Annotated in this window: 16 protein-coding genes; 5 read left to right on the top strand and 11 right to left on the bottom strand. The window is 70.1% G+C overall.

All coding sequences use genetic code 11. The features are described from left to right. Positions 1 to 20: 20 nt before the first annotated feature. Positions 21 to 1,088 (bottom strand): zinc-binding dehydrogenase, encoded by a 1,068-nt coding sequence (locus NXI30_15100; GenBank protein ID MCR9095547.1) that lies wholly within the window; start codon positions 1,086 to 1,088, stop codon positions 21 to 23. Positions 1,089 to 1,211: 123 nt separating this feature from the next. Between NXI30_15100 and NXI30_15095 the strand changes: the two genes are divergently transcribed. Then, positions 1,212 to 2,600 (top strand): MATE family efflux transporter, encoded by a 1,389-nt coding sequence (locus NXI30_15095; protein ID MCR9095546.1) that lies wholly within the window; start codon positions 1,212 to 1,214, stop codon positions 2,598 to 2,600. Between the two features lie 89 nt (positions 2,601 to 2,689). After that, a complete protein-coding gene (locus NXI30_15090) occupies positions 2,690 to 4,174 on the top strand; it encodes a hypothetical protein (protein MCR9095545.1) in 1,485 nt (494 codons plus the stop codon). Here NXI30_15090 and NXI30_15085 read toward each other — a convergent pair. The 7 genes from NXI30_15085 to NXI30_15055 form a co-directional block, all read right to left on the bottom strand. After that, positions 4,164 to 4,790, bottom strand: a complete 627-nt coding sequence (locus NXI30_15085) for a class GN sortase (protein ID MCR9095544.1) — start codon at positions 4,788 to 4,790, stop codon at positions 4,164 to 4,166. The genes NXI30_15090 and NXI30_15085 overlap by 11 nt on opposite strands. Continuing rightward, positions 4,790 to 6,973 (bottom strand): marine proteobacterial sortase target protein, encoded by a 2,184-nt coding sequence (locus NXI30_15080; GenBank protein ID MCR9095543.1) that lies wholly within the window; start codon positions 6,971 to 6,973, stop codon positions 4,790 to 4,792. Before NXI30_15080 ends, NXI30_15085 begins: the two co-directional genes overlap by 1 nt. A gap of 256 nt (positions 6,974 to 7,229) precedes the next feature. Continuing rightward, positions 7,230 to 7,973, bottom strand: a complete 744-nt coding sequence (locus NXI30_15075) for a PilZ domain-containing protein (GenBank protein ID MCR9095542.1) — start codon at positions 7,971 to 7,973, stop codon at positions 7,230 to 7,232. Positions 7,974 to 8,131: 158 nt separating this feature from the next. Then, complete coding sequence (locus tag NXI30_15070; GenBank protein ID MCR9095541.1) at positions 8,132 to 9,088, bottom strand: electron transfer flavoprotein subunit alpha/FixB family protein; 957 nt, start codon at positions 9,086 to 9,088, stop codon at positions 8,132 to 8,134. Between the two features lie 125 nt (positions 9,089 to 9,213). Continuing rightward, complete coding sequence (locus tag NXI30_15065; GenBank protein MCR9095540.1) at positions 9,214 to 9,999, bottom strand: electron transfer flavoprotein subunit beta/FixA family protein; 786 nt, start codon at positions 9,997 to 9,999, stop codon at positions 9,214 to 9,216. A gap of 457 nt (positions 10,000 to 10,456) precedes the next feature. Beyond that, on the bottom strand, positions 10,457 to 11,155 hold the full coding sequence (locus NXI30_15060) for an MBL fold metallo-hydrolase (GenBank protein MCR9095539.1): 699 nt from the start codon (positions 11,153 to 11,155) through the stop codon (positions 10,457 to 10,459). A 39-nt stretch (positions 11,156 to 11,194) separates the two neighbouring features. Further along, entirely contained in the window at positions 11,195 to 11,908 is a 714-nt protein-coding gene (locus NXI30_15055) for a hypothetical protein (GenBank protein ID MCR9095538.1), read from the bottom strand. A gap of 200 nt (positions 11,909 to 12,108) precedes the next feature. On the opposite strand from NXI30_15055, the gene NXI30_15050 reads away from it, so the two are divergent. Both NXI30_15050 and NXI30_15045 read left to right on the top strand, forming a co-directional pair. Then, on the top strand, positions 12,109 to 13,686 hold the full coding sequence (locus NXI30_15050) for an alkaline phosphatase family protein (protein MCR9095537.1): 1,578 nt from the start codon (positions 12,109 to 12,111) through the stop codon (positions 13,684 to 13,686). Beyond that, on the top strand, positions 13,683 to 14,153 hold the full coding sequence (locus NXI30_15045; GenBank protein ID MCR9095536.1) for a YkvA family protein: 471 nt from the start codon (positions 13,683 to 13,685) through the stop codon (positions 14,151 to 14,153). The genes NXI30_15050 and NXI30_15045 overlap by 4 nt, the downstream gene beginning before the upstream one ends. A gap of 115 nt (positions 14,154 to 14,268) precedes the next feature. Here NXI30_15045 and NXI30_15040 read toward each other — a convergent pair whose 3' ends face one another. From NXI30_15040 to NXI30_15030, 3 genes are all read right to left on the bottom strand, one after another. Then, positions 14,269 to 14,706, bottom strand: a complete 438-nt coding sequence (locus tag NXI30_15040) for an acyl-CoA thioesterase (protein ID MCR9095535.1) — start codon at positions 14,704 to 14,706, stop codon at positions 14,269 to 14,271. A gap of 72 nt (positions 14,707 to 14,778) precedes the next feature. Further along, the gene (gene gloB, locus NXI30_15035; GenBank protein MCR9095534.1) at positions 14,779 to 15,543 is read right to left on the bottom strand and encodes a hydroxyacylglutathione hydrolase; all 765 of its coding nucleotides are present in this window, start codon (positions 15,541 to 15,543) and stop codon (positions 14,779 to 14,781) included. A 61-nt stretch (positions 15,544 to 15,604) separates the two neighbouring features. Then, complete coding sequence (locus NXI30_15030; GenBank protein ID MCR9095533.1) at positions 15,605 to 16,474, bottom strand: PD-(D/E)XK nuclease family protein; 870 nt, start codon at positions 16,472 to 16,474, stop codon at positions 15,605 to 15,607. 332 nt (positions 16,475 to 16,806) lie between these two features. Here NXI30_15030 and NXI30_15025 point away from each other — a divergent pair, with 332 nt between their 5' ends. Further along, positions 16,807 to 17,742, top strand: a complete 936-nt coding sequence (locus tag NXI30_15025; protein ID MCR9095532.1) for a serine O-acetyltransferase — start codon at positions 16,807 to 16,809, stop codon at positions 17,740 to 17,742. Positions 17,743 to 17,745: the final 3 nt, after the last annotated feature.

Here is a 17,745-nt window from a genome sequence, read left to right as displayed (position 1 = left end):
GCCTTTCGCCCGAAGCGCGCTCACCGATGGGTCAGAACCACCCGGACCGCGTCGTCCCCCGGAACCTGGCGCTGCAAGAGCGCCATTCCCCGATCCAGATCGTCGAGGGTGCAGGTCTGGCCGAGCAGCTGCTTGGCGGGGATGCGTCCCTCGTTGAGGAGCCGACAGGCCTCCGCGCAGGACGCGGTCGTCGAGCCCGAGCCCCCGTGGATCGTGAGCGATCGGAAGATCAGGTGGTCACTGATGATCTCGACCGGCTGCTCGTTCTTGAGGCCGCCGAGCAGGATGTGACCCCCGTGGCTCGCCAGCGCGATCGCCTGCGGGACGGTCGAGGTCGCGACCGCGGCCATGTCCATGACGATCCGCGCCATCGCGCCGCCGGTGATCTCGCGGACGCGACCGATGGCGTCCTCCTTCAGGACGTCGACGCAGTCGTCGGCGCCGACGGCGCGCGCGATCTCGAAGCGCGCTTCGTCCTGGGTCGTTCCGGTCACGATCACCCGCGCGGCGCCGCGGAGCTTCGCCATCACGATGCAGCAGAGACCCATGTGGCCGGGCCCCTGAACCACGACGGTGTCGCCCTCGCGGACACCGGCCACGTCGACCCAGTTGACGGCGCTCGCCAGGCCTTCGAAGAGAGTGAGCTCCGACGCGGGCAGGTCGTCGGTCAGCTTGTGCAGGCGCGTCCCGGGGATCAATCCCATGTACTCGCCGTAGCCGCCCCAGAGGCCGTGCTCGTGTTCGACGCCGAGGGTGTAGGAATAGCCGGCGATGATCCCGGTCGGGTTCTTCGCGGAAGGCGTCTCGAGCACCATGATCTCGACGGCGACGCGGTCGCCGACCTCGACCCCGAGATCGGCGTCGGGCGCGAGCGCGTGGATCCGGCCGACGATTTCGTGGCCGGGGACGATCGGCGCGACTTCGCCCGGAACGTGGTGGTGGCCGTTCAGCTGCGCGACGTCGCTGCCGCACATGCCGACCGCCTCGACCTCGAGGACGGCGCCGCCCGGTCCCGGCTCGGGGATCGGGAACTGGCGCAGTTCGTAGGTCCCGTCGCCGTTGAAGACGGCCGCTCGGCATCCGCTCATCGAAAGAACCCCTCGGATCGGAGAAGGCCCCGAGCATAGTGAGCGGAGGGCTCGTGCGCGCGATCGCACGGACGGGGCGCCTGCTAAGCTGCCGGGCCGCTCGCCCCTCCCCGGAGTCCACCCATGTCCTCCCCCGAAGCTCCGGGTTCCGACGCTTCGCGCGATCGCGAAGGAGAAGCGAGCGACCTGGGCGTTACGCCGCTCGGGATCTGGGCCCTCGCCTGGCCGACGATGCTCGCGATGGGCTCCGCGACGATCGTGCGGATGACCGACTTCGCGATGGTCCGGGAGCTCGGGCCGAGCGCGACCGCCGCGATCGGCGTCGGCGGCAACTTCTACTGGCTGATCGAGTCGCTCGCCTCGGTGCCTTCGCTCGGGCTGATGGCGATCGTCGCCCGCGCCGTCGGGGCGGGCGACCGGGCGCTCGCGGGCGCCTCCCACCGACAGGCCCACCTGCAGGGAATCGTGCTCGCGCTGCTGGGCGGCGCGCTCGTCTTCCCGGCGACCGAGCTGGCGATCGGGATCTACGGGGTCGAGTCGGACGTCGTCGCGCTGGCTTCCGACTATCTCTGGTGGCGGCTCTGGGGGACCGTTCCCCTCGCGATCGCGATGAGCTTCGGCAGCGCGCTGCGCGCGGCGGGCGACGTGCGCACGCCGCTCTGGGCGGGGCTCGTCGCCGGCGTCGTGAACGTGTTCATGAACTGGGTCCTGATCTACGGGAAGCTCGGCGCGCCCGCGCTCGGCGTCACCGGGGCCGCGATCGCTTCGAATCTGGCGCTCACCGTCATGATGATCCACTTCGTCTTCCTCTGGCTCACGAAGCGGATGACGATCGTGCCGGACGAGGGCTCGTGGCGACCGGACTTCGACCTTCAGCGCCGGATCTTCCGGGTCGGCTTCCCCTCCGGTCTCGAGGGCGGCCTCTTCCAGATCGGGCTGATGCTCTTCCAGCGCGTCATGTCGACCTTCGGGACGAACGTGATCGCGGCCTACAACGTCGGGTCGATGCTGCTCAGCTTCTCGTTCATGCCGGGCGTGGGGTTCTCGATCGCGGCGTCGACCCTCGTCGGCCAGCACCTGGGCGCGCGCGATCCGGACCGCGCCGCGCGCGAGGGCTGGCGGGCGATGTTCTGGGCGATCGTGACGATGACCGGGATCGGACTCGCCCTCGCGATCTTCGCGCGCCCGATCGCGGAGGGCTTCACGACCGATCCCGAGGTCGTGGAGCTCTCGATCGTCGCGCTGACGATCTTCGCGGTCGCGCATCCGCTGATGGCGATCGAGTTCGCCCTCGGCGGCGGGCTGCGCGGGGCCGGCGACACGGTCTTCCCGCTCCTCTGCGTCTTCTCGGGGCTCGTCGTCGTCCGGCTCGGAATCGCGACCGGCCTCGTGGTCTTCCTGGGGGCACCAATCGCGTGGGTCTGGTCCGTCCTGATCCTCGACTACGCGCTCAAGGCCGTCCTCTTCGTCGAGCGCTTCCGGCGAGGCTCGTGGAAGCGCCGCGTGGTCTGAATCGGCACGAGACGCCGGGTTCGTCGGGGGCCTCTCGCGCTCCGCCCCGAATCTCTAAGATCGGAATCGACCCCAAGCCGGAGACCCTCATGTCCCTCGACCCCACCCGCACCCCCGTCCTCCTCGGCATCGGCCAATGCCTCGAACGCGACGGGATCGTCTCGACCGTCGAGCTCTGCGCCCGCGCCGCGGAGCTCGCCTTCGAGGACGCGCCCGGAACCCGGGAGCGGATCCAGCGCCTGAGCATGGTGTCCGTGATCTTCTCGCCCGCGAGCGAAGGGGCGGCGACCGAGGTCTGCGACCTACTCTCGCTGCCCGACGTGAAACGCGAGATGACGACGCCCGGCGGCAATACGCCGCAATGGCTGATGAACCGGGCGTGCGAGCAGATCGTCGCCGGCGAGCTCGAGACGACGATCCTGGTCGGCGCGGAGTCGACGCGGTCGATGCGGAAGGCGGACCCGGATCAGGACTTCATGCGTGCGGGGCTCGAGACGCGTGAGGAAGGGGGCCCGACGGACGAGGTCGTCGGCGCGACCATGCGGGGCATGCTCAGCCCGCCCGAGATCGAGGCGAAGCTCGTTCGCCCCGCGGACACCTATCCGATCTTCGAGAACGCCCTGGCCGCGAAGCTCGGGACCGACCCGGAAGGCTCCCGCGCGCGGATCGCCGCGTTCATGTCGCGCTCGAGCGAGGTCGCGGCGAAGAACCCGATGGCCTGGTTCCAGGACGTCCGCTCCGCGGAGGACATCGCGACGCCGACCCCGGCGAACCGGATGACCGCCGAGCCCTACACGAAGTGCATGAACAGCTTCATGAACGTCGACCAGGGTGCCGCGTTGATCGTGACGACCCTCGCCGTCGCCCGGGAGCTCGGTCTCGAGCGTCAGGCGATCTTCCCATGGGCCGGCGCGAACAGCGCGGACCTCGTGCCGATCGAGCGAGAAGACCTCGCCGCCTCGCCGGCGATCCGCGCCGCCGCGGCCGCGACCTTCGAGGCGGCCGGCGTGACCCTCGACGACATCGACTTCATCGACCTCTATTCCTGCTTCCCGATCGCGGTCCAGATCAGCGCCCGCGAGATCGGCCTCGAGCTCGACGACCCGCGTGGCCTGACCCAGACCGGCGGCATGTCCTTCTTCGGCGGTCCGGGGAACAACTACACGACCCACGGCATCGCCGCGGTCGCCCTCCGCCTCCGCGAAGGCGGCCGCCTGGGCTACGTGACCGGCAACGGCGGGATCCTCTCGAAGCACTCGATCGGCATCTACTCGAACGAAGCGCCCGAGCGGCCCTTCCAGATCGCAGACACGAGCGCGGCCCAGCAGGCGATCCAGGACTCGGCCCTCGAGTGGACCAGCGAGGCGGAAGGCGAGGCCGTGGTCGACGCGGGGACGGTCGTCTATGGGCGGGATGGCTCGCCCGCCTTCGCGCCCGTGATCGCGACGCTGCCGGACGGAAGGCGGATCTGCGCCGTGGCCGACGAGGCGACGCTGCCGACCCTGTCGGGGCGAGTCCTCGAAGGGCAGACGATCCGGGTGACCGGCGCGAGCCCGCCTACGTTCACGGTCTAGCGCCGGCCGGAACCGTCGATCCGAGTGCTCCGGCTCCGTCGAGCGCACGCGCCTGGACGACGTACCGCTCCGGCCCGCCCGGCACGACCGCGTCGAAGGGAAAGCACGTGATCAGGGTGAGCTCCGGGCGTCCGGTCCGTTCGAGCAGCTCTGTGCGCGACTCGTGGACGACCGTGGTCGCGACGACCTCGTAGTCGCGCACCGCCCCCGTTTCGTTCTCCAGTCGAAGGAGATCTCCGGTCCTCAACCAGCGAAGCGCCGCGAAGTGCGTGTCCCGATGGCCCGCGATCGCCACGTTGTCCGCCTCTCCGGGGCGCGCGCTCGAAGAGACGTGGGCCGGCCCGAAGGCCATCGCTTCGCCGCTCGCCCCGGCGAGGACGTAGAGCGGGTCCGCGTCTGGCGCGAGCCAGAGCCTGGCGATCGGTCCCGTGTCCGCCCACGGCCAGGGCTTCGGCGGGGCGGCGCCCGGCTCGGCGTGGGCCCAGGCCCGGGCGATCAGGTGCTGGGCCAGCAACGCCTTCGCCGGGATCCAGCCGCCGTAGACGATCGCCGCCGCGCTCACGACGACGAGGGCGAGGGCGGCCGACCGGAGCCGGCCGCCCCGACCCCGGGGCACTAGCCCGCCTCCTCGGCCCGGCGATCCCGCCTTCGACCGCTCGCGAACGCCAGCAGCGTTCCGCCGAGTCCCAGTCCACTCGCGCCGAGCGTGATCAGCAGGGCGGCCGGGGTCCCGCCCTGGGGCAGGCGGCCGATCCGGACGGAGGCGATCTGCTGGCCGATCGCGACGGCGTCCGCGGCGGGGGGCGCCACGGCCATCGGAGCCGGCGATGCGTCGGCGCGCTCGCGTCGCCCACGGCGACCGAAGATCTTCGAGAAGTCCCAGCCGGCGGGCAGAAGCGACGGGACCCGGCGCGTCGTCGGCTCGGCGTCGACCGGCGCTGTCGGGGTCACGTCGACGGCGACCAGGCTGCTCCAGCGCGTCACGAGCTGATGGCGGACACCGATGGCGGCGACCTCCGCCGAGACCTCGTCCATGGACCGACCCTCGTGGAGCGAGTCCATCAGGCCCGCGACCTTGCGCCGGGCCCAGAGGCGCGAGACGCCTTCGTGATCCGCACCGCCGCCGAGGTCGAGCTCGAGGCGGACGTCCTCGCCGCCGCGCTTGCCGGACACGACGACGCGCTTCGCTTCTCGCGGGAGCCGGGCCGCGACCACGACCGGCTCGCCGGCGTAGACGTCCGGGATTCGCGCGGGCCAGCTCTCGACCGACGGGTCGCCCCAGTCGACGTGGAGGTCGTGGAGGACGGGACTGTCGATCTTCTCGAAGAGCGCGGCCATCTTCGGCACGACCTCGGCGGGGTTGCCGATGTAGGTGAAGGTCCCGCGGCCAAACTCCGCGGCCTTCGACATGAAGTGGCCGTTCGGGGCGGAGCCGATCCCGACGGTGTAGAGCCGGCTGCGACCGAGATGGCGCTCGATCGCCGAGAAGAGGCCGCGTTCGTTCCCCACCGCGCCGTCGGTCACGAAGACGACCTGGCGGACCGCGCGGGATTCGGCTCCGGGCTGCAGCGCCGCGACGAGGGCGGGGAGCATGTTCGTCCCGCCTTCCGCGTCGAGGCCCTCGACCCACTGGTTCGCCCTCGCCACGGCCTCCGGCGTCGCCGGTCGCGCCTCGGGGAAGAGACTCCGGAAGCCCGAGTCGAACTCGATCACGTTGAAGGCGTCCTCGGGGCGAAGGGTCGCGAGGGCTTCCCGGACGGCGCGCCGGGCCTGCACGATCGACTCTCCGGACATCGAGCCGGAGGTGTCGATCACGATGATCGTCTCGCGCGAGACGCGGGTCGCCTGGGTCTCGACCTGCGGCGGCATCACCATCAGGAGCGCGTACTCGTCGCCGTCCATCGACTCGCGGAAGAGGGCGGCGTTCGGCGCGTTGCCGACGGCGGGGACCCATTCGAGGACGAAGTCGCGATCCGCCTGTGCGTCGGGGTCGTCGAGCCCGATCGCGTAGACGTCGCCGCGCTGCGCGCGGATCCTGAGCGGATGGCTCGGACTCGAGACCGAGTCGAGGGGAAAGCCGGCATCGATCTCCGCACGCACGGTCACGGGGTGTTCGCGCCCGTCGCCGGGCTTCGCGACGGGGGGCGTGATCCGAGCCGCGTCCGGGACCTCGTCGGTGTTCACGCCCCAACCCGTCCCTGCGAAGCCGCTTGCGATGGGCGTGCCCGGGACGTAGCGCGGGCCGACGACGAGGGGGAAGCGCAAGCTGAAGCGTCCCCGGTCGTACCTTGCGTCTTCCTGGTAGGCGATGGTGACTTCGACGGTCTCGTCGGGACCGAGGTTCGCGATCGAGGTGGTGAAGACGTTGGGGCGCTCCTGCTCGACGAGGCTCGCTTTCCGGCCTTCGGACTTCGCCTTCTCGTAGGTGCGTTTCGCGCGAGCGCGCTCCTCGACGCGTCCGGCGATCACGCGCTCGCCGATCCGCATCGTGAGCGTGTCGACGGCGGCGTCCTCCGGAAGCGGGAAGACGTAGACGCCTTCGACCCAGTCGCGGGTCGGGTTGGTGAAGCGCTGGGTCACGCGGGTGCGGGCAATCAGTCCGGAAACCTCGATCGCGACGTCGGTCTCGAGGAGCGGCGCCTCCCGGAGTCCGTCGTCGGCCCGGATCAAGAGCCCCCCGGCGCCCATTTCGCCCGGATCCCGGACGGGGCCCAGCGTCGGCGTCGCCGCGAGCGCGACGAGGGGGAAGAAGATGAGGGAGAGCAGGAGGAAGAGGGATCGGGGGCGTACGGCGGACATCGCGTTCTCCGGGCGCAGCTCGGCCGTCGCGGACGCTGCACCGCGCGAACGAGGGCCATGCGGGGTGTCGCGGCCCTCGTCGCCGGAATCACGGGCGTCTCGTCGTGGCGGCTCGTGCCTGGACGTCGCGTGTTAGGCGATTGCGAATCCGGCGACACCGGGGTGGTTCGGGATTCGCTCGGAAGGACCCCGCGCCCCGGAGTGCGGTTCTGCGGCGCCGTCAGGTGGTGCGAGTCGCCGCAGCGAGGGGGGCGGGTCAGGTGCCCGGGCTGATGCGGTGGCGTGCGATCACGGAGCCGAGCAGGTCGTCGAGGATCTCGCCGGCTTCGTGGTCCACTTCCAGGAAACACACGCCGCCGATCGAGAGGCCGTCGCCCGTGGCCGGCGCGGACCAGACGGTGCGCGTCGGAAGCGAGAGGGGCCGGCCGCCGAACTCGAAGGTGAGCTCGCCCTCGGTCCCGTCTTCGCCGAGGGTTCCGCCGACGAGGCAGGCGCCGCCGAGACCGACGTCCCGAATGGTGGTCTCGGCCTTCCGTCCCGGGATCTCGAAGTGGGCGGCGATCCGGGTCGGAACGCGGAGGTGATAGCGGAGCTCGAAGGGATCGTGGTCGTGGAGGACACCCGAGATCACGAAGCGGATCGATTCGTCCGGCGGATCGTCCCAGAGCTGCCAGCGGACGCCATGGTGGTGGAGCGCCTTCACGACGCGCTCCGCCGGTCGAAGGCCGAAGGGGATGAGCGCGTCCGGCGCGACCCGCAGACGCCGGGCGAGGTCCGGCACGCGCTCCATGTCGAGGTCGGCGGTCAACAGGACGGCATTGATCTGGCCGGCGCACTCCGCGGCGAGGAGCTGGGCCTCGTCGATGTCGGCGGCGTAGTGGACTTCGAAGTCGCGCCCGAGCAGATCCATCGCGAGCTGCTGGAGCTCGCCTTCGGGCGTGTCGACGATCAGGAGACGGCGTTCCGGTTCCACGAGCCAGACATCGGTTCGATGCGCCATCAACGTGACGTCGCAACAGATGATTGGGGGTCCGACCGGAGCGTGCGGGTCGGGCGTTCTGCCGAGAGACGATGAGTCGAACCCCAAACGACACGAGGCCCGCGGATCGCTCCGCGGACCTCGTTCGATCGATCGAATGATCTTCGGCTGCGTGGGGACTAGCCCTTCGCGCCTCCGACCGCCTCGGTCAGTGCCGGGATGATGTCGAAGAGATCGGCGACGACGCCGACGTCCGCGACCTCGAAGATCGGCGCGTCGGGATCCTTGTTGATCGCGACGATGAAGTTCGAAGCCTTCATTCCCACGAGGTGCTGGATCGCGCCCGAGATGCCGGCGGCGATGTACAGCTTCGGCGCGACGATCTGACCCGACGAACCGACCTGGTAGGGGTGGTCCAGCCAGCCCGCGTCGACGACCGGGCGGGAGGCGCCCATCGCGCCGCCGAGCGCATCGGCCAGCGGCTGGATGACTTCCGGGAACTTCTCCGGGTCGCCGACACCGCGGCCACCGGAAACGATCACGTCGGCCTTGGTCAGGTCCACGCCGGTCGACTCGGCGACCTTGATCTCGACGAACCTGGCGCCCGCGGAGAGGTCCGCGGAGAGCGCCTCGGTTCCGCCGTCGCTCGAGCCCTCGAAGGGCGCCATCGCGCCGGGCTGCATCGTGGCGACCGTCTTGCCCGTCGTCGAGACTTCGGCGTCGAGCTTGCCGTTGAAGACGCGGCGCACGAAGTCGTAGCCGCCGTCGCCGGCGCTGGCCTTGATGCAGTCGCTGGTGAAGGCGCAGTCGAGGCCCGCGGCGATGCGCGGTGCGACGTCCCAGCCGGTCGGCGTGTTCGAGATGAGGATCAGGTCGGCGCCCGACGCTTCGGCCGCCGCCTTGATCGCCTTGCTCCAGACGTCCACGTTGTAGTTCTCGGCCGCGGCGTCGTCGACGACGTACGTCTTGCCCGCGCCCTTGCTCGCGAACTCGTTCGCGAGGTCTCCGACACCGGATCCGATGACGAGGCCGTTGACCTCGGCACCGTCGATGCCCTGCGCGGCCGCGACGAGTTCAAAGCTCGCTTCGCGGATCGCGCCCTTCTGAATCTCAGCAACGACGAGTACGGTTCCCATCGTGTCCTCCTCCTAGTTCCGCCGGCCGGTTTGGCCTGCGCGGAAGTCTTGCTCGGCTGCTCCGTCTGCCGCCCGACGTCGCTTCTCGCGAGCGCCCGCGGCCCGGGGTGCGCATGCACCCGCGGCTACAGAAGGCCCAGCTCCTTGATCTTCGTCACGAGCTGGCCGACGACCTCGTCCGTCGATCCGGAGAGGATCTCGGCGGAGTCGCCCTTCGGCGGGACGTAGATCTTGTTGATCTTGGTCTTGTTCTGCGCGGCCGAGGCCGAATCGGCGACGCCGAGGTCGGCGAGGCTCTTCACGTCGACCGGCTTCTTCTTCGCCTGCATGATGCCCTTGAGCGACGCGTACCGGACCTGGTTGGCACCGGACTGGATCGCGATCAGGCAGGGCTTCGGCAGCTCGACCACCTCGAGGGCGCCGCCCTCGAGCTCGCGCTCGACCTTCACGGCGTCGCCGCTGAAGTCGGTGGCGAGGACGCCGGTCGCGCTCGGGAAGCCGAGGAGCTCGGCGACCATCGGAGGGATCGCCGATGCGTTGTCGTCGTCCGCCATCAGGCCGGCGAAGACGAGGTCCGCACCTTCTTCCTTGGCGACGGCCGCGAGGATCTTGGCCGTGGCGAGTGCGTCGGCTCCGGCGGCCGCGTCGTCGTTGACGTGGATCGCGCGGTCCGCACCCATGCCGAGGGCCGTGCGGAGCGCCTGGGTCACGCGGTCGGGACCGATGGACACGACGATGACCTCGTCGGCCGAGCCGGCGTCCTTCAGCTTGAGGGCCTCCTCGACGGCGTAGGTGTCGTAGGAGTTGATTTCGAACTTGATGTTGTCTTCCTGGATCCAGGTTCCGTCGGCGTTCACGTCGAGACGTGCGTCCTGATGGGGAACCTGCTTCAGGCACACCATGACCTTCATGGGGGCGAGCCTCCTCTGGCCAGGCGCCGTCCGCTCCTGAATTCTCGTAGAGACAGGGGAGCGCGACGCGACCTGGGCGAAGCGTTGCGAGTTGGGATTGGGTCTGTCGGGAATCCCGGCGTGGGATGACTCGCCGGGAAATCGAACGCGGCGGACTCTACCGCCCGGGGGGCCGGATTTCAACGCAGCGAGGTGCCGCGGAGGGCTGCGGCCGCGCGCCCGGATTCGCCGGGGAGAGCGCGTCTACCGCGGCATTTCGACGACGAAAACCGACTCCCGGGCACCCGTCGACCGGGCGTTCCCGGTGCAGGATGCCGGTCGAAGCGCCAGCCCCGCCGAGCGCCCGCAGGCGGCGGAAACAGGCGGCGGACCTCCCGCCGAGCGCCCGCAGGCGGCGGACCTCCCGCCGAGCGCCCGCAGGCGGCGGACCTCCCGCCGAGCGCCCGCAGGCGGCGGACTAGTACCCCATGAACGAAAGGAACATCTCCACGTTGGCGGCGCGGAGATACGGGTTCGTCCGTTTCTGCGCCTCCATCGAGTCGTGCCCTTCGGGGGAGTAGAGATGGCCCGGGAAGAGGTTCGTCGAGTCCGGGAGCTGCTTCAGCGTCTCGAGGCTCTCGTACATCGCCTTCGGATCCGCCCCCGGTAGATCGACCCGTCCGCAGCCGTTCAGGAAGAGCGTGTCGCCCGAGACGAGATGACCGGCCTGGTCCCGCTCCTCGACGTGGAAGCACTGGCTGCCCGGCGTGTGGCCGGGGGTGTGGATCAGCCGGATGCCGACGCCACCGAGCTCGAGGACGTCGCCCCCTTCGTGCTGGACGAGATCGCCCTCGGAGACGCCCGTGACCTTGATCGTGCCCTCGGCCTCGTGCTTGTTCACGTGGATCGGCATCGGCGCGACCTCGAGGAGCTTCGCGAGCCCCTCGATGTTGTGGCCGAAGATCTCACCGCCGACGTGATCCTGGTGATAGTGGGTGACCAGTGCGCCGACGACCTCGATTCCGTCGTTGGCGGCCTGATCGAGCAGCCCCTGCACGTTCCAGGCGGGGTCGACGACGTAGGCCTTGCGCTGCTCGCGGCTTCCGATCAGGTAGGCGAGGTTGGCCATCTCGCCGACCGCCTGCTGCACGAAGTAGAGGTCGCTCTCGGTGGCCATCGTTCTCCTCGGACTCCTCGGGGTCGCTCTCGCGGATTGCTAGCGGGTTCGCCGGCCGATCCAGTTCGCGAGCACGCCGAAGACCTCGGCCTGGACCTGCTCGTTCGTGCGGCCCGACTTGCGGGGCACGTGGAAGTTCGAGTCCGCCTCGGCCACGTCGTAGAGCTCGATCGGCGCACCGACCCTGCGGAGCGCCTGGCGGAGCGCCGTCGGATCACAGCGGCGGTCGCGCGTTCCCTGGACGAAGAGTGTCGGGGCCGTCGAGCGGAAGAGCACCTCGGGGTCGCTCTTCTCGGGCTTGTCCTGCGGGTGGAGCGGGAAGCCGAGGACGAAGAGACCATCGGCCTGCAGTCGGTCGGCGACCAGTCCGGCGGCAACGCGGCCGCCGAGGCCCATGCCGCCGACGATCAGGCGCGCGGGCAGGGCGGTCGGATCGCGCCCGAGGATGTTCAGTGCGGCGCGGTAGCCGCGCTCGAGTACCGCCGGGGAGTCGGCGGTCGCACGCTTGCCCGCCTCGGCGAACGGAAAGTTGAAGCGCAGGGTCAGATAGCTGCGTTCGGTGAGCGCGTTGCAGACCGCGGCGATCAGCGGGTCTTCGTGGTCGCTGCCGCCACCGTGGGCGAAGACGACGGCGATCCGCTCGCCGGTCGGCCACCACTCGGGGATGCCGAGGACCCCCTTCACGTGGTCCTTGCCGTGGACCGGCTCGGGCAGGGGGATCTCGAGTTCTTCGAAGGTGGCGGAGGGCTCCATGGCGGGGCCCATGCTACGCAAAACGAGGGCGGGAGTCTCCCCTGAATGACCGCAAGTATCCGTTTATGAAAGAGAAAAAGAATCCCGCGCTCCGGCTCGACAGGGACGATCGCCTCCCGCATCGTTCCCGCACGCGGACGCCTCGCCCGGCGGATCGCACGGGGGGTGGGACGAACGTGGAGCGGGCCGACGGGAAAACGGTGTTTCTTTCAGGCGGGCGGAGCGGTCTCGGCTTCCCCGGCCTCCTGGGCCTCCTGGGCCTCCTGGGCGTAGTCGCGTCCCTCGCCTGCTCGACGCCCACCCTCCAGGGCGAGCGCACCCTCGTCGACGTCGATCCGCGACAGGAGGCGCGATTCTCGGAGGGCCCGCCGGAGCGCGTCTTCCTGATCACGGTCGCGGGGCTTCGCGCTGCCGACTACCTCGACCCCTTCGGGCATGCCGCGGCGGAGGGTGCCCTCGTCCACATGCCGACCCTCGCCCGCATGGCGCGCGAGGGCGCCACCGGTCTCGCCGCGATTCCGCCGGCGCCGAGTGCCGCGCGGGCCACCCATGCGACCCTCGTGACCGGTCGCACGCCGCCGCGCCACGGGATCGTCGCCGACGCGACCCTCGACGGGGAGGGCACGCGATCGCTGCCCTTCCACGACAGCCGCCTGCTTCAAGGCACGACCCTCTGGGACGCGGCCGTTGCCCGGGGCGTGGTGTCCCTCGGTTGGCCCACGACCACCGGGGCTCGGATCGAGCTGCTCCTGCCGGAGCCGACGGGCGAGGGGCTGGCGTTCGCGCGGCCCGGCACGAGTCCGGCGCTGACACGGGAGATCGCGACGATCGCCGCCGAGACCCGGGAGGCGAGGGACGGTGAGCTCGAGCGCGCCGTGCCCTGGCCGTCGGCGCGCGAGGAAGACGGCGTCCTCGTCGAGGTGGCCTGCCGCCTGATCGCTTCGGAGCGGGACGCGGGACTCTGGCTCCTGCGGCTCGACCAGACCCTCGGGCCCCTCGCCGCCTTCGGCCCGGGCTCGGTCGAGGCGGACGATGCCTTCGACCGCGTCGACGCGGAAATCGAGCGACTCGTCGACTGCCTGTCCACGAACGGACAGATCGAAGACACCGCGATCTTCGTGACCGGAGACGCGGCGCACCATCCCGTCCACACGCGTGTCGCTCCGAATACGGCGCTCGCGCGAAAGGGGCTCGTCGGGCGCGATCCGCGGACCTCGACGGGCGTACGGAGCTGGCTCGCCCTTGCGCGCTCACACGGGCGATCAGCCTATGTCTATGCGCGGGATGCCGCGAATGCCCTCGATGCACGAGACGTCCTGCGCGAAGAGGCGGATCGGACCGGCGCGTTCGAGCTGGTCTCGGCCAAGGAGCTGGCGATCCTCGGCGGCGACCCGCAGGCCTGGTTCGCCCTGGTGTCTCCGCCCGGGATCGTGATCTCCGACGATCTGTCCGGCCCGCTGCTGGCGCCCGCGCGCGTCCGCGGCGCTCCGGGCGTGCTGGGGGAGGGGACCGAGCAGACGAGCGTCGGCTTCGTCGCGTGGGGCCGCGGCGTCCGGAATCACGTCCGCCTGCCGAGCGTCGACCTGCTCGACGTGGCCCCGACGATCAGCGCGCTGCTCGGGCTTCGCCTGGGCAAGGACGTCGACGGGGAGCCGATCCTCGGGATCCTTCGGGCGGCGGTCGAGCCGCCGCCGGCCGGGCCCCGGCGTCTCGGCCAGGACCGGGATGCGGACTCGAGACTCCGGGAGCTGCGGCGCGGGCGGGAGGAGAGTCCGTGAGCGGGCCGCCCGTCACGATCGAGCTCAACCCCAAGGAGCAGCGGCTCTACGATCAGCTTCGCGAGCGGCTCGCCCCGCCCACCGCGGGCAACGCCTCCGGCTTCGGGGACGTCCTGCTCTTCCTGCCGGATCTCACGATCCTGCTCCTGCGACTCCTGCGCGACGAGCGCGTGCCGCTCCTCGACAAGGGCCTCGCGGTCGCGGGGCTCGCCTACGTCTTCTCGCCGATCGACGTCCTGCCCGCCCTCGTGATGGGCCCCGTCGGCCTCCTCGACGATCTCTTCATCGTCGCCGCCTGCCTCTCCCGCCTCGTGAACCACGTCCACCCCGACGTCGTCCGGTCCCATTGGTCCGGTCGGGGGGATGCCCTCGAGGTCATCCAGAACACGACCGGCTGGTTCGAGCGCGAGCTGGCGCTGCGCGTGAGCGACCTGCGCCGTTTCCTCGCCGGCCGCGGCGCGCGTTAGGCGCGGCCGCCGGCGAGCGCCCGCAGCCGGCGGTTCCCGGCGAGCGCTCGCAGCCGGCGGTACCCGGCGAGCGCTCGCAGCCGGCGGTACCCGGCGAGTGCCCGCAGCCGGCGGTTCAGTCTCCGCGATGGTACTCGCTGAGCGCGCTGCGTCCGAGGCGCTTCCTGTCCTCTTTGGGCAGGCGCCGCACACGACCATCGTCGTTGATCGATGCGTGCTCGGTTCGTCCCGAGCACAGGAGCTCGCCGTCGCGCGCGATCACGTAGGCCATGGCGAGGGAGGCGCCGCGGACCCACTCGAGCCAGGTCGCGACGTCGAGCATGTCGTCGAAGCGGGCCGGCTGCTTGTAGTCGAGATCGACCTTCGTGACCGCGAAGTGGAGACCCAGCTCGATCCAGTCCGGATAGCTCTTGTCGTGGGTCTCGAGCCAGACGACCCGCGCGTTCTCGCAGTACTTCAAATAGTTGGAGTGATGCACGATCCCCATCGCATCGGTCTCGTGGAAACCGACCCGATGCCGGATCGTGATCGTCGTCGCGTCTTCGGGGATCATGCGAGCGCCTGCGGCCCAAGGGCGCGCACGCGCCCGCTGAAAAGAGTGCCCAGGGCGCGTCTGCGCCCGTGGCTAGAAGTTGTCTTTTAGCTCGCGGATGCGGCCGAGCTCTTCGGCGTCGGACGCGCGCATGAAGGGGTTCGTCGCCTTCTCTTCCGCGATCGTCGACGGGATCGTCATCTCCGCCGGGGTCGCGTCGTGCCAGTCGGCCGCGGCGTTCGCCCGAAGCGAGACGACCCGGTCGAGGCGCTCCTTGATCTCGGGGTTCTCGGGCTCGACGGTCAGCGCGAACTCGAGGTTTCCCTGGGTGTACTCGTGACCGCAGTAGACGAGGTAGTCGTCGGGCAGGGCGGCGAGCTTCACGCAGAGCGCGTCGTACATCATCTGCGCGTTGCCCTCGAAGAGGCGACCGCAGCCGCCGGCGAAGAGCATGTCGCCGGTGAAGACGGCCTTCGCATCGTCGAACACGTAGGCCACGTGGCCCGTCGTGTGGGACGGGATGAAGAGGACGCGTCCCGTCTGGTCGCCGAGCTGGATCGTGTCGCCTTCGTCGATCCCGATCGTCTGGCCGGGCAGGCGATCCTGCTCCTGGTCCGAGACGTGTCCATAGACCGGGACGCCGTAGCGCTCCGCGAGCTGCGGATTCGCCATCGAGTGGTCGAAGTGGTGGTGCGTGGAGAGGATCAGCTTGACGTTCGCCCCGGTCGCGGCGACTCGCTCGACGACCGGATCCTCTTCCGGTGCGTCGATGATCGCGGCGTCCTGCGTCTCGTCGCAGATCACCAGATAGGTGTAGTTGTCGCCGAAGGTCGGAATGCGTTCGATGGTCAGGCCCATGCGGCGAAGCTAGCAGAGCGCAGGGGCTCGTCGGGGCGACCGGGCGTCGCGCGGTCCTCGATCAGAGCAGGCTCAGCTGGCTGTCGTCGCCCGCCTCCGCCTCCGCCTCTTCGCGGGCGGCCCGCGCGGCGGTCTCCTCGGCCTCGATTCGCGCGCGGTCCTCCGGCGTCGTCCAGAGCGGACAACGGCGCTTGTACTCGCACCAGCCGCAGAGAGAGATCTTGCGAGCAGGAAACTCGGTCGCCGCCTGGATCTCTTCGATGCGCGCGATCGTCTCGGTCCGGAGCTTTCCCAGGTCTTCCTTCGTCCGGCTCGAGACACAGGTTCGATTCTTCGCGACGTAGTGCCAGACGAGGCGGAACTCGGTGTTCTCGCCGTAGGTGCGGGCGAGGCCCAGCTGGTAGAGCGCGAGCTGCCGGTCCTGGTCGAGGATGCGCTGCGACGGAACCCGCGCGCCCGTCTTGTAGTCGTGGATCTCGATCACACCGTCGCGCGTGCGCGAGATGCGGTCGATGATGCCCTGCATCTTGTACTCGCCCGCGTCGTCGAGGGGAAAGACGACGCGCTTCTCGAGGCCGAGAATCTCGCTCTCGTCGAAGGGATAGTGGCGCAGGTAGTACCCGCGGAGGCAGTCCTCGCCGAGCTGGCGGTAGTAGGAGAGCGGCGTGTTCTCGCGGACGATCCGGACGCGCTCGGGGTCGTAGGTCTCTTCCCAGAGCTTGTGGTAGCGGTCGACGACCTTCTCGATCCCGGGGATCTGGTCGCGGCCGACGAAGATGTAGAGACGCTCGAGAACCTCGTGGACGCGCTTTCCCACGAACGCCTCGATCCCCTCGGATTCGGCCGGGATCTTCTGGATGTACCGGTACTCGAACTGCTTGGGGCAGTTCTCGAAGCTCGAAAGACGCGAATGGCTGTAGATGGTCGCCAAGCGGACCCCCCGTCCGTGACCGCGCCGTTCCGAAGGCGGCGGATCCGGCTTCAGGATAGGGGGTCGCTCCAGACGCTGCCGGCGCCCTGCGATCTCCCGGCGTCCGACCGCGTCGAGGTGGCCTCGCGCGGGATGTGGGGCATCCTATGGGCCGCTTCGGCTCCCGACCCGACGGGACTCTGCAGCGCGCCCATACTCTCCCCGCAGCCCGTTCGGCGGGCCCGATCCGCCTCGGCGGGCGTCGGGTCTCTGCCGCCGGTTCTCGATCCCCCGACGCGCCCGCTCGATCGTCCGTCGCTTGACGCCGGACGGATCGGGCACAGGAGTAGGCGATGGCCAGCAATCCCAGGTCGCGAACGGCGACCCCGACCCTTCGCACGATCCGAAACGACGCCACGAGCTCGTTCACGTGCCCGGAGGAGGTCCTTGAGCAGGCGATCGAAGGCCTCGCGGGCTGCGACGAGACGGTGCTGTCGGAGACCGTGTGCGGCGGGATCCTGGACCCGAACCTGGTGACCGAGTGGGTCGACCGCGCGAAGCGGCTGCTGCGCTTCCGCGTGGATCCGGCGGAGCTCCGCTCCGAGGTGCCCGGCGTGGCGGAAGGTCTGTTCAGGCTCCTCGAGCAGGTCGACCTGCCGGAAGACGGGCCGGACGCGGCGGCGCTGACGACCCGCTTCGTCGAGAACCTGGTCAAGCTCCGGGAACAGCTCTCCCACGACGTCGAGGCCGCCTACGCCGGAGATCCTGCCGCGGCGGGCTACGACGAGATCGTCGTCGCCTACCCGGCGATCCGCGCCCTCGCGGTCCATCGGATCGCCCACGAGCTCCACGGCTACGGCGTGCCGCTCCTGCCGCGGATCATGAGCGAGTACGCCCACGACCGGACGGGAATCGACATCCATCCCGGCGCCACGATCGGCAGCCATTTCTTCATCGACCACGGGACCGGCATCGTGATCGGCGAGACCGCCCACATCGGCGACCGCGTCCGGCTCTACCAGGGCGTGACGATCGGGGCGGCGTCGCTCCGCGATGCTTCGAAGCTGCGCGGGAAGAAGCGCCATCCGACGATCGAGGACGACGTCACGATCTACGCGGGTGCGACGATCCTCGGCGGAGATACAGTCATCGGTCGTGGCAGCGTGATCGGCGGAAGCGTCTTCCTGACCGAGAGCGTGCCGGCGAACAGCCGCGTGATGGCCGAGGCACCGCGGCAGCTGGTCAAGGGCGAAGACGAGGAGTCGATGCAGCTCCAATGGGACCTCTAGAGC

It is taken from the genome of bacterium (assembly GCA_024742285.1).
Taxonomy (GTDB): Bacteria; Myxococcota_A; UBA9160; order UBA9160; family UBA4427; genus UBA4427.
This window is presented reverse-complemented; position numbering and strand designations above follow the sequence as displayed.

What these genes read in the sequence shown, in the direction of transcription:
- NXI30_15100 (MCR9095547.1), bottom strand. Translation starts at nt 1,088, where the DNA reads ATGAGCGGATGCCGAGCGGCCGTCTTCAACGGCGACGGGACCTACGAA.
- NXI30_15095 (MCR9095546.1), top strand. Translation starts at nt 1,212, where the DNA reads ATGTCCTCCCCCGAAGCTCCGGGTTCCGACGCTTCGCGCGATCGCGAA.
- NXI30_15090 (MCR9095545.1), top strand. Translation starts at nt 2,690, where the DNA reads ATGTCCCTCGACCCCACCCGCACCCCCGTCCTCCTCGGCATCGGCCAA.
- NXI30_15080 (MCR9095543.1), bottom strand. Translation starts at nt 6,973, where the DNA reads ATGTCCGCCGTACGCCCCCGATCCCTCTTCCTCCTGCTCTCCCTCATC.
- NXI30_15075 (MCR9095542.1), bottom strand. Translation starts at nt 7,973, where the DNA reads ATGGCGCATCGAACCGATGTCTGGCTCGTGGAACCGGAACGCCGTCTC.
- NXI30_15070 (MCR9095541.1), bottom strand. Translation starts at nt 9,088, where the DNA reads ATGGGAACCGTACTCGTCGTTGCTGAGATTCAGAAGGGCGCGATCCGC.
- NXI30_15065 (MCR9095540.1), bottom strand. Translation starts at nt 9,999, where the DNA reads ATGAAGGTCATGGTGTGCCTGAAGCAGGTTCCCCATCAGGACGCACGT.
- NXI30_15060 (MCR9095539.1), bottom strand. Translation starts at nt 11,155, where the DNA reads ATGGCCACCGAGAGCGACCTCTACTTCGTGCAGCAGGCGGTCGGCGAG.
- NXI30_15055 (MCR9095538.1), bottom strand. Translation starts at nt 11,908, where the DNA reads ATGGAGCCCTCCGCCACCTTCGAAGAACTCGAGATCCCCCTGCCCGAG.
- NXI30_15040 (MCR9095535.1), bottom strand. Translation starts at nt 14,706, where the DNA reads ATGATCCCCGAAGACGCGACGACGATCACGATCCGGCATCGGGTCGGT.
- gloB (MCR9095534.1), bottom strand. Translation starts at nt 15,543, where the DNA reads ATGGGCCTGACCATCGAACGCATTCCGACCTTCGGCGACAACTACACC.
- NXI30_15025 (MCR9095532.1), top strand. Translation starts at nt 16,807, where the DNA reads ATGGCCAGCAATCCCAGGTCGCGAACGGCGACCCCGACCCTTCGCACG.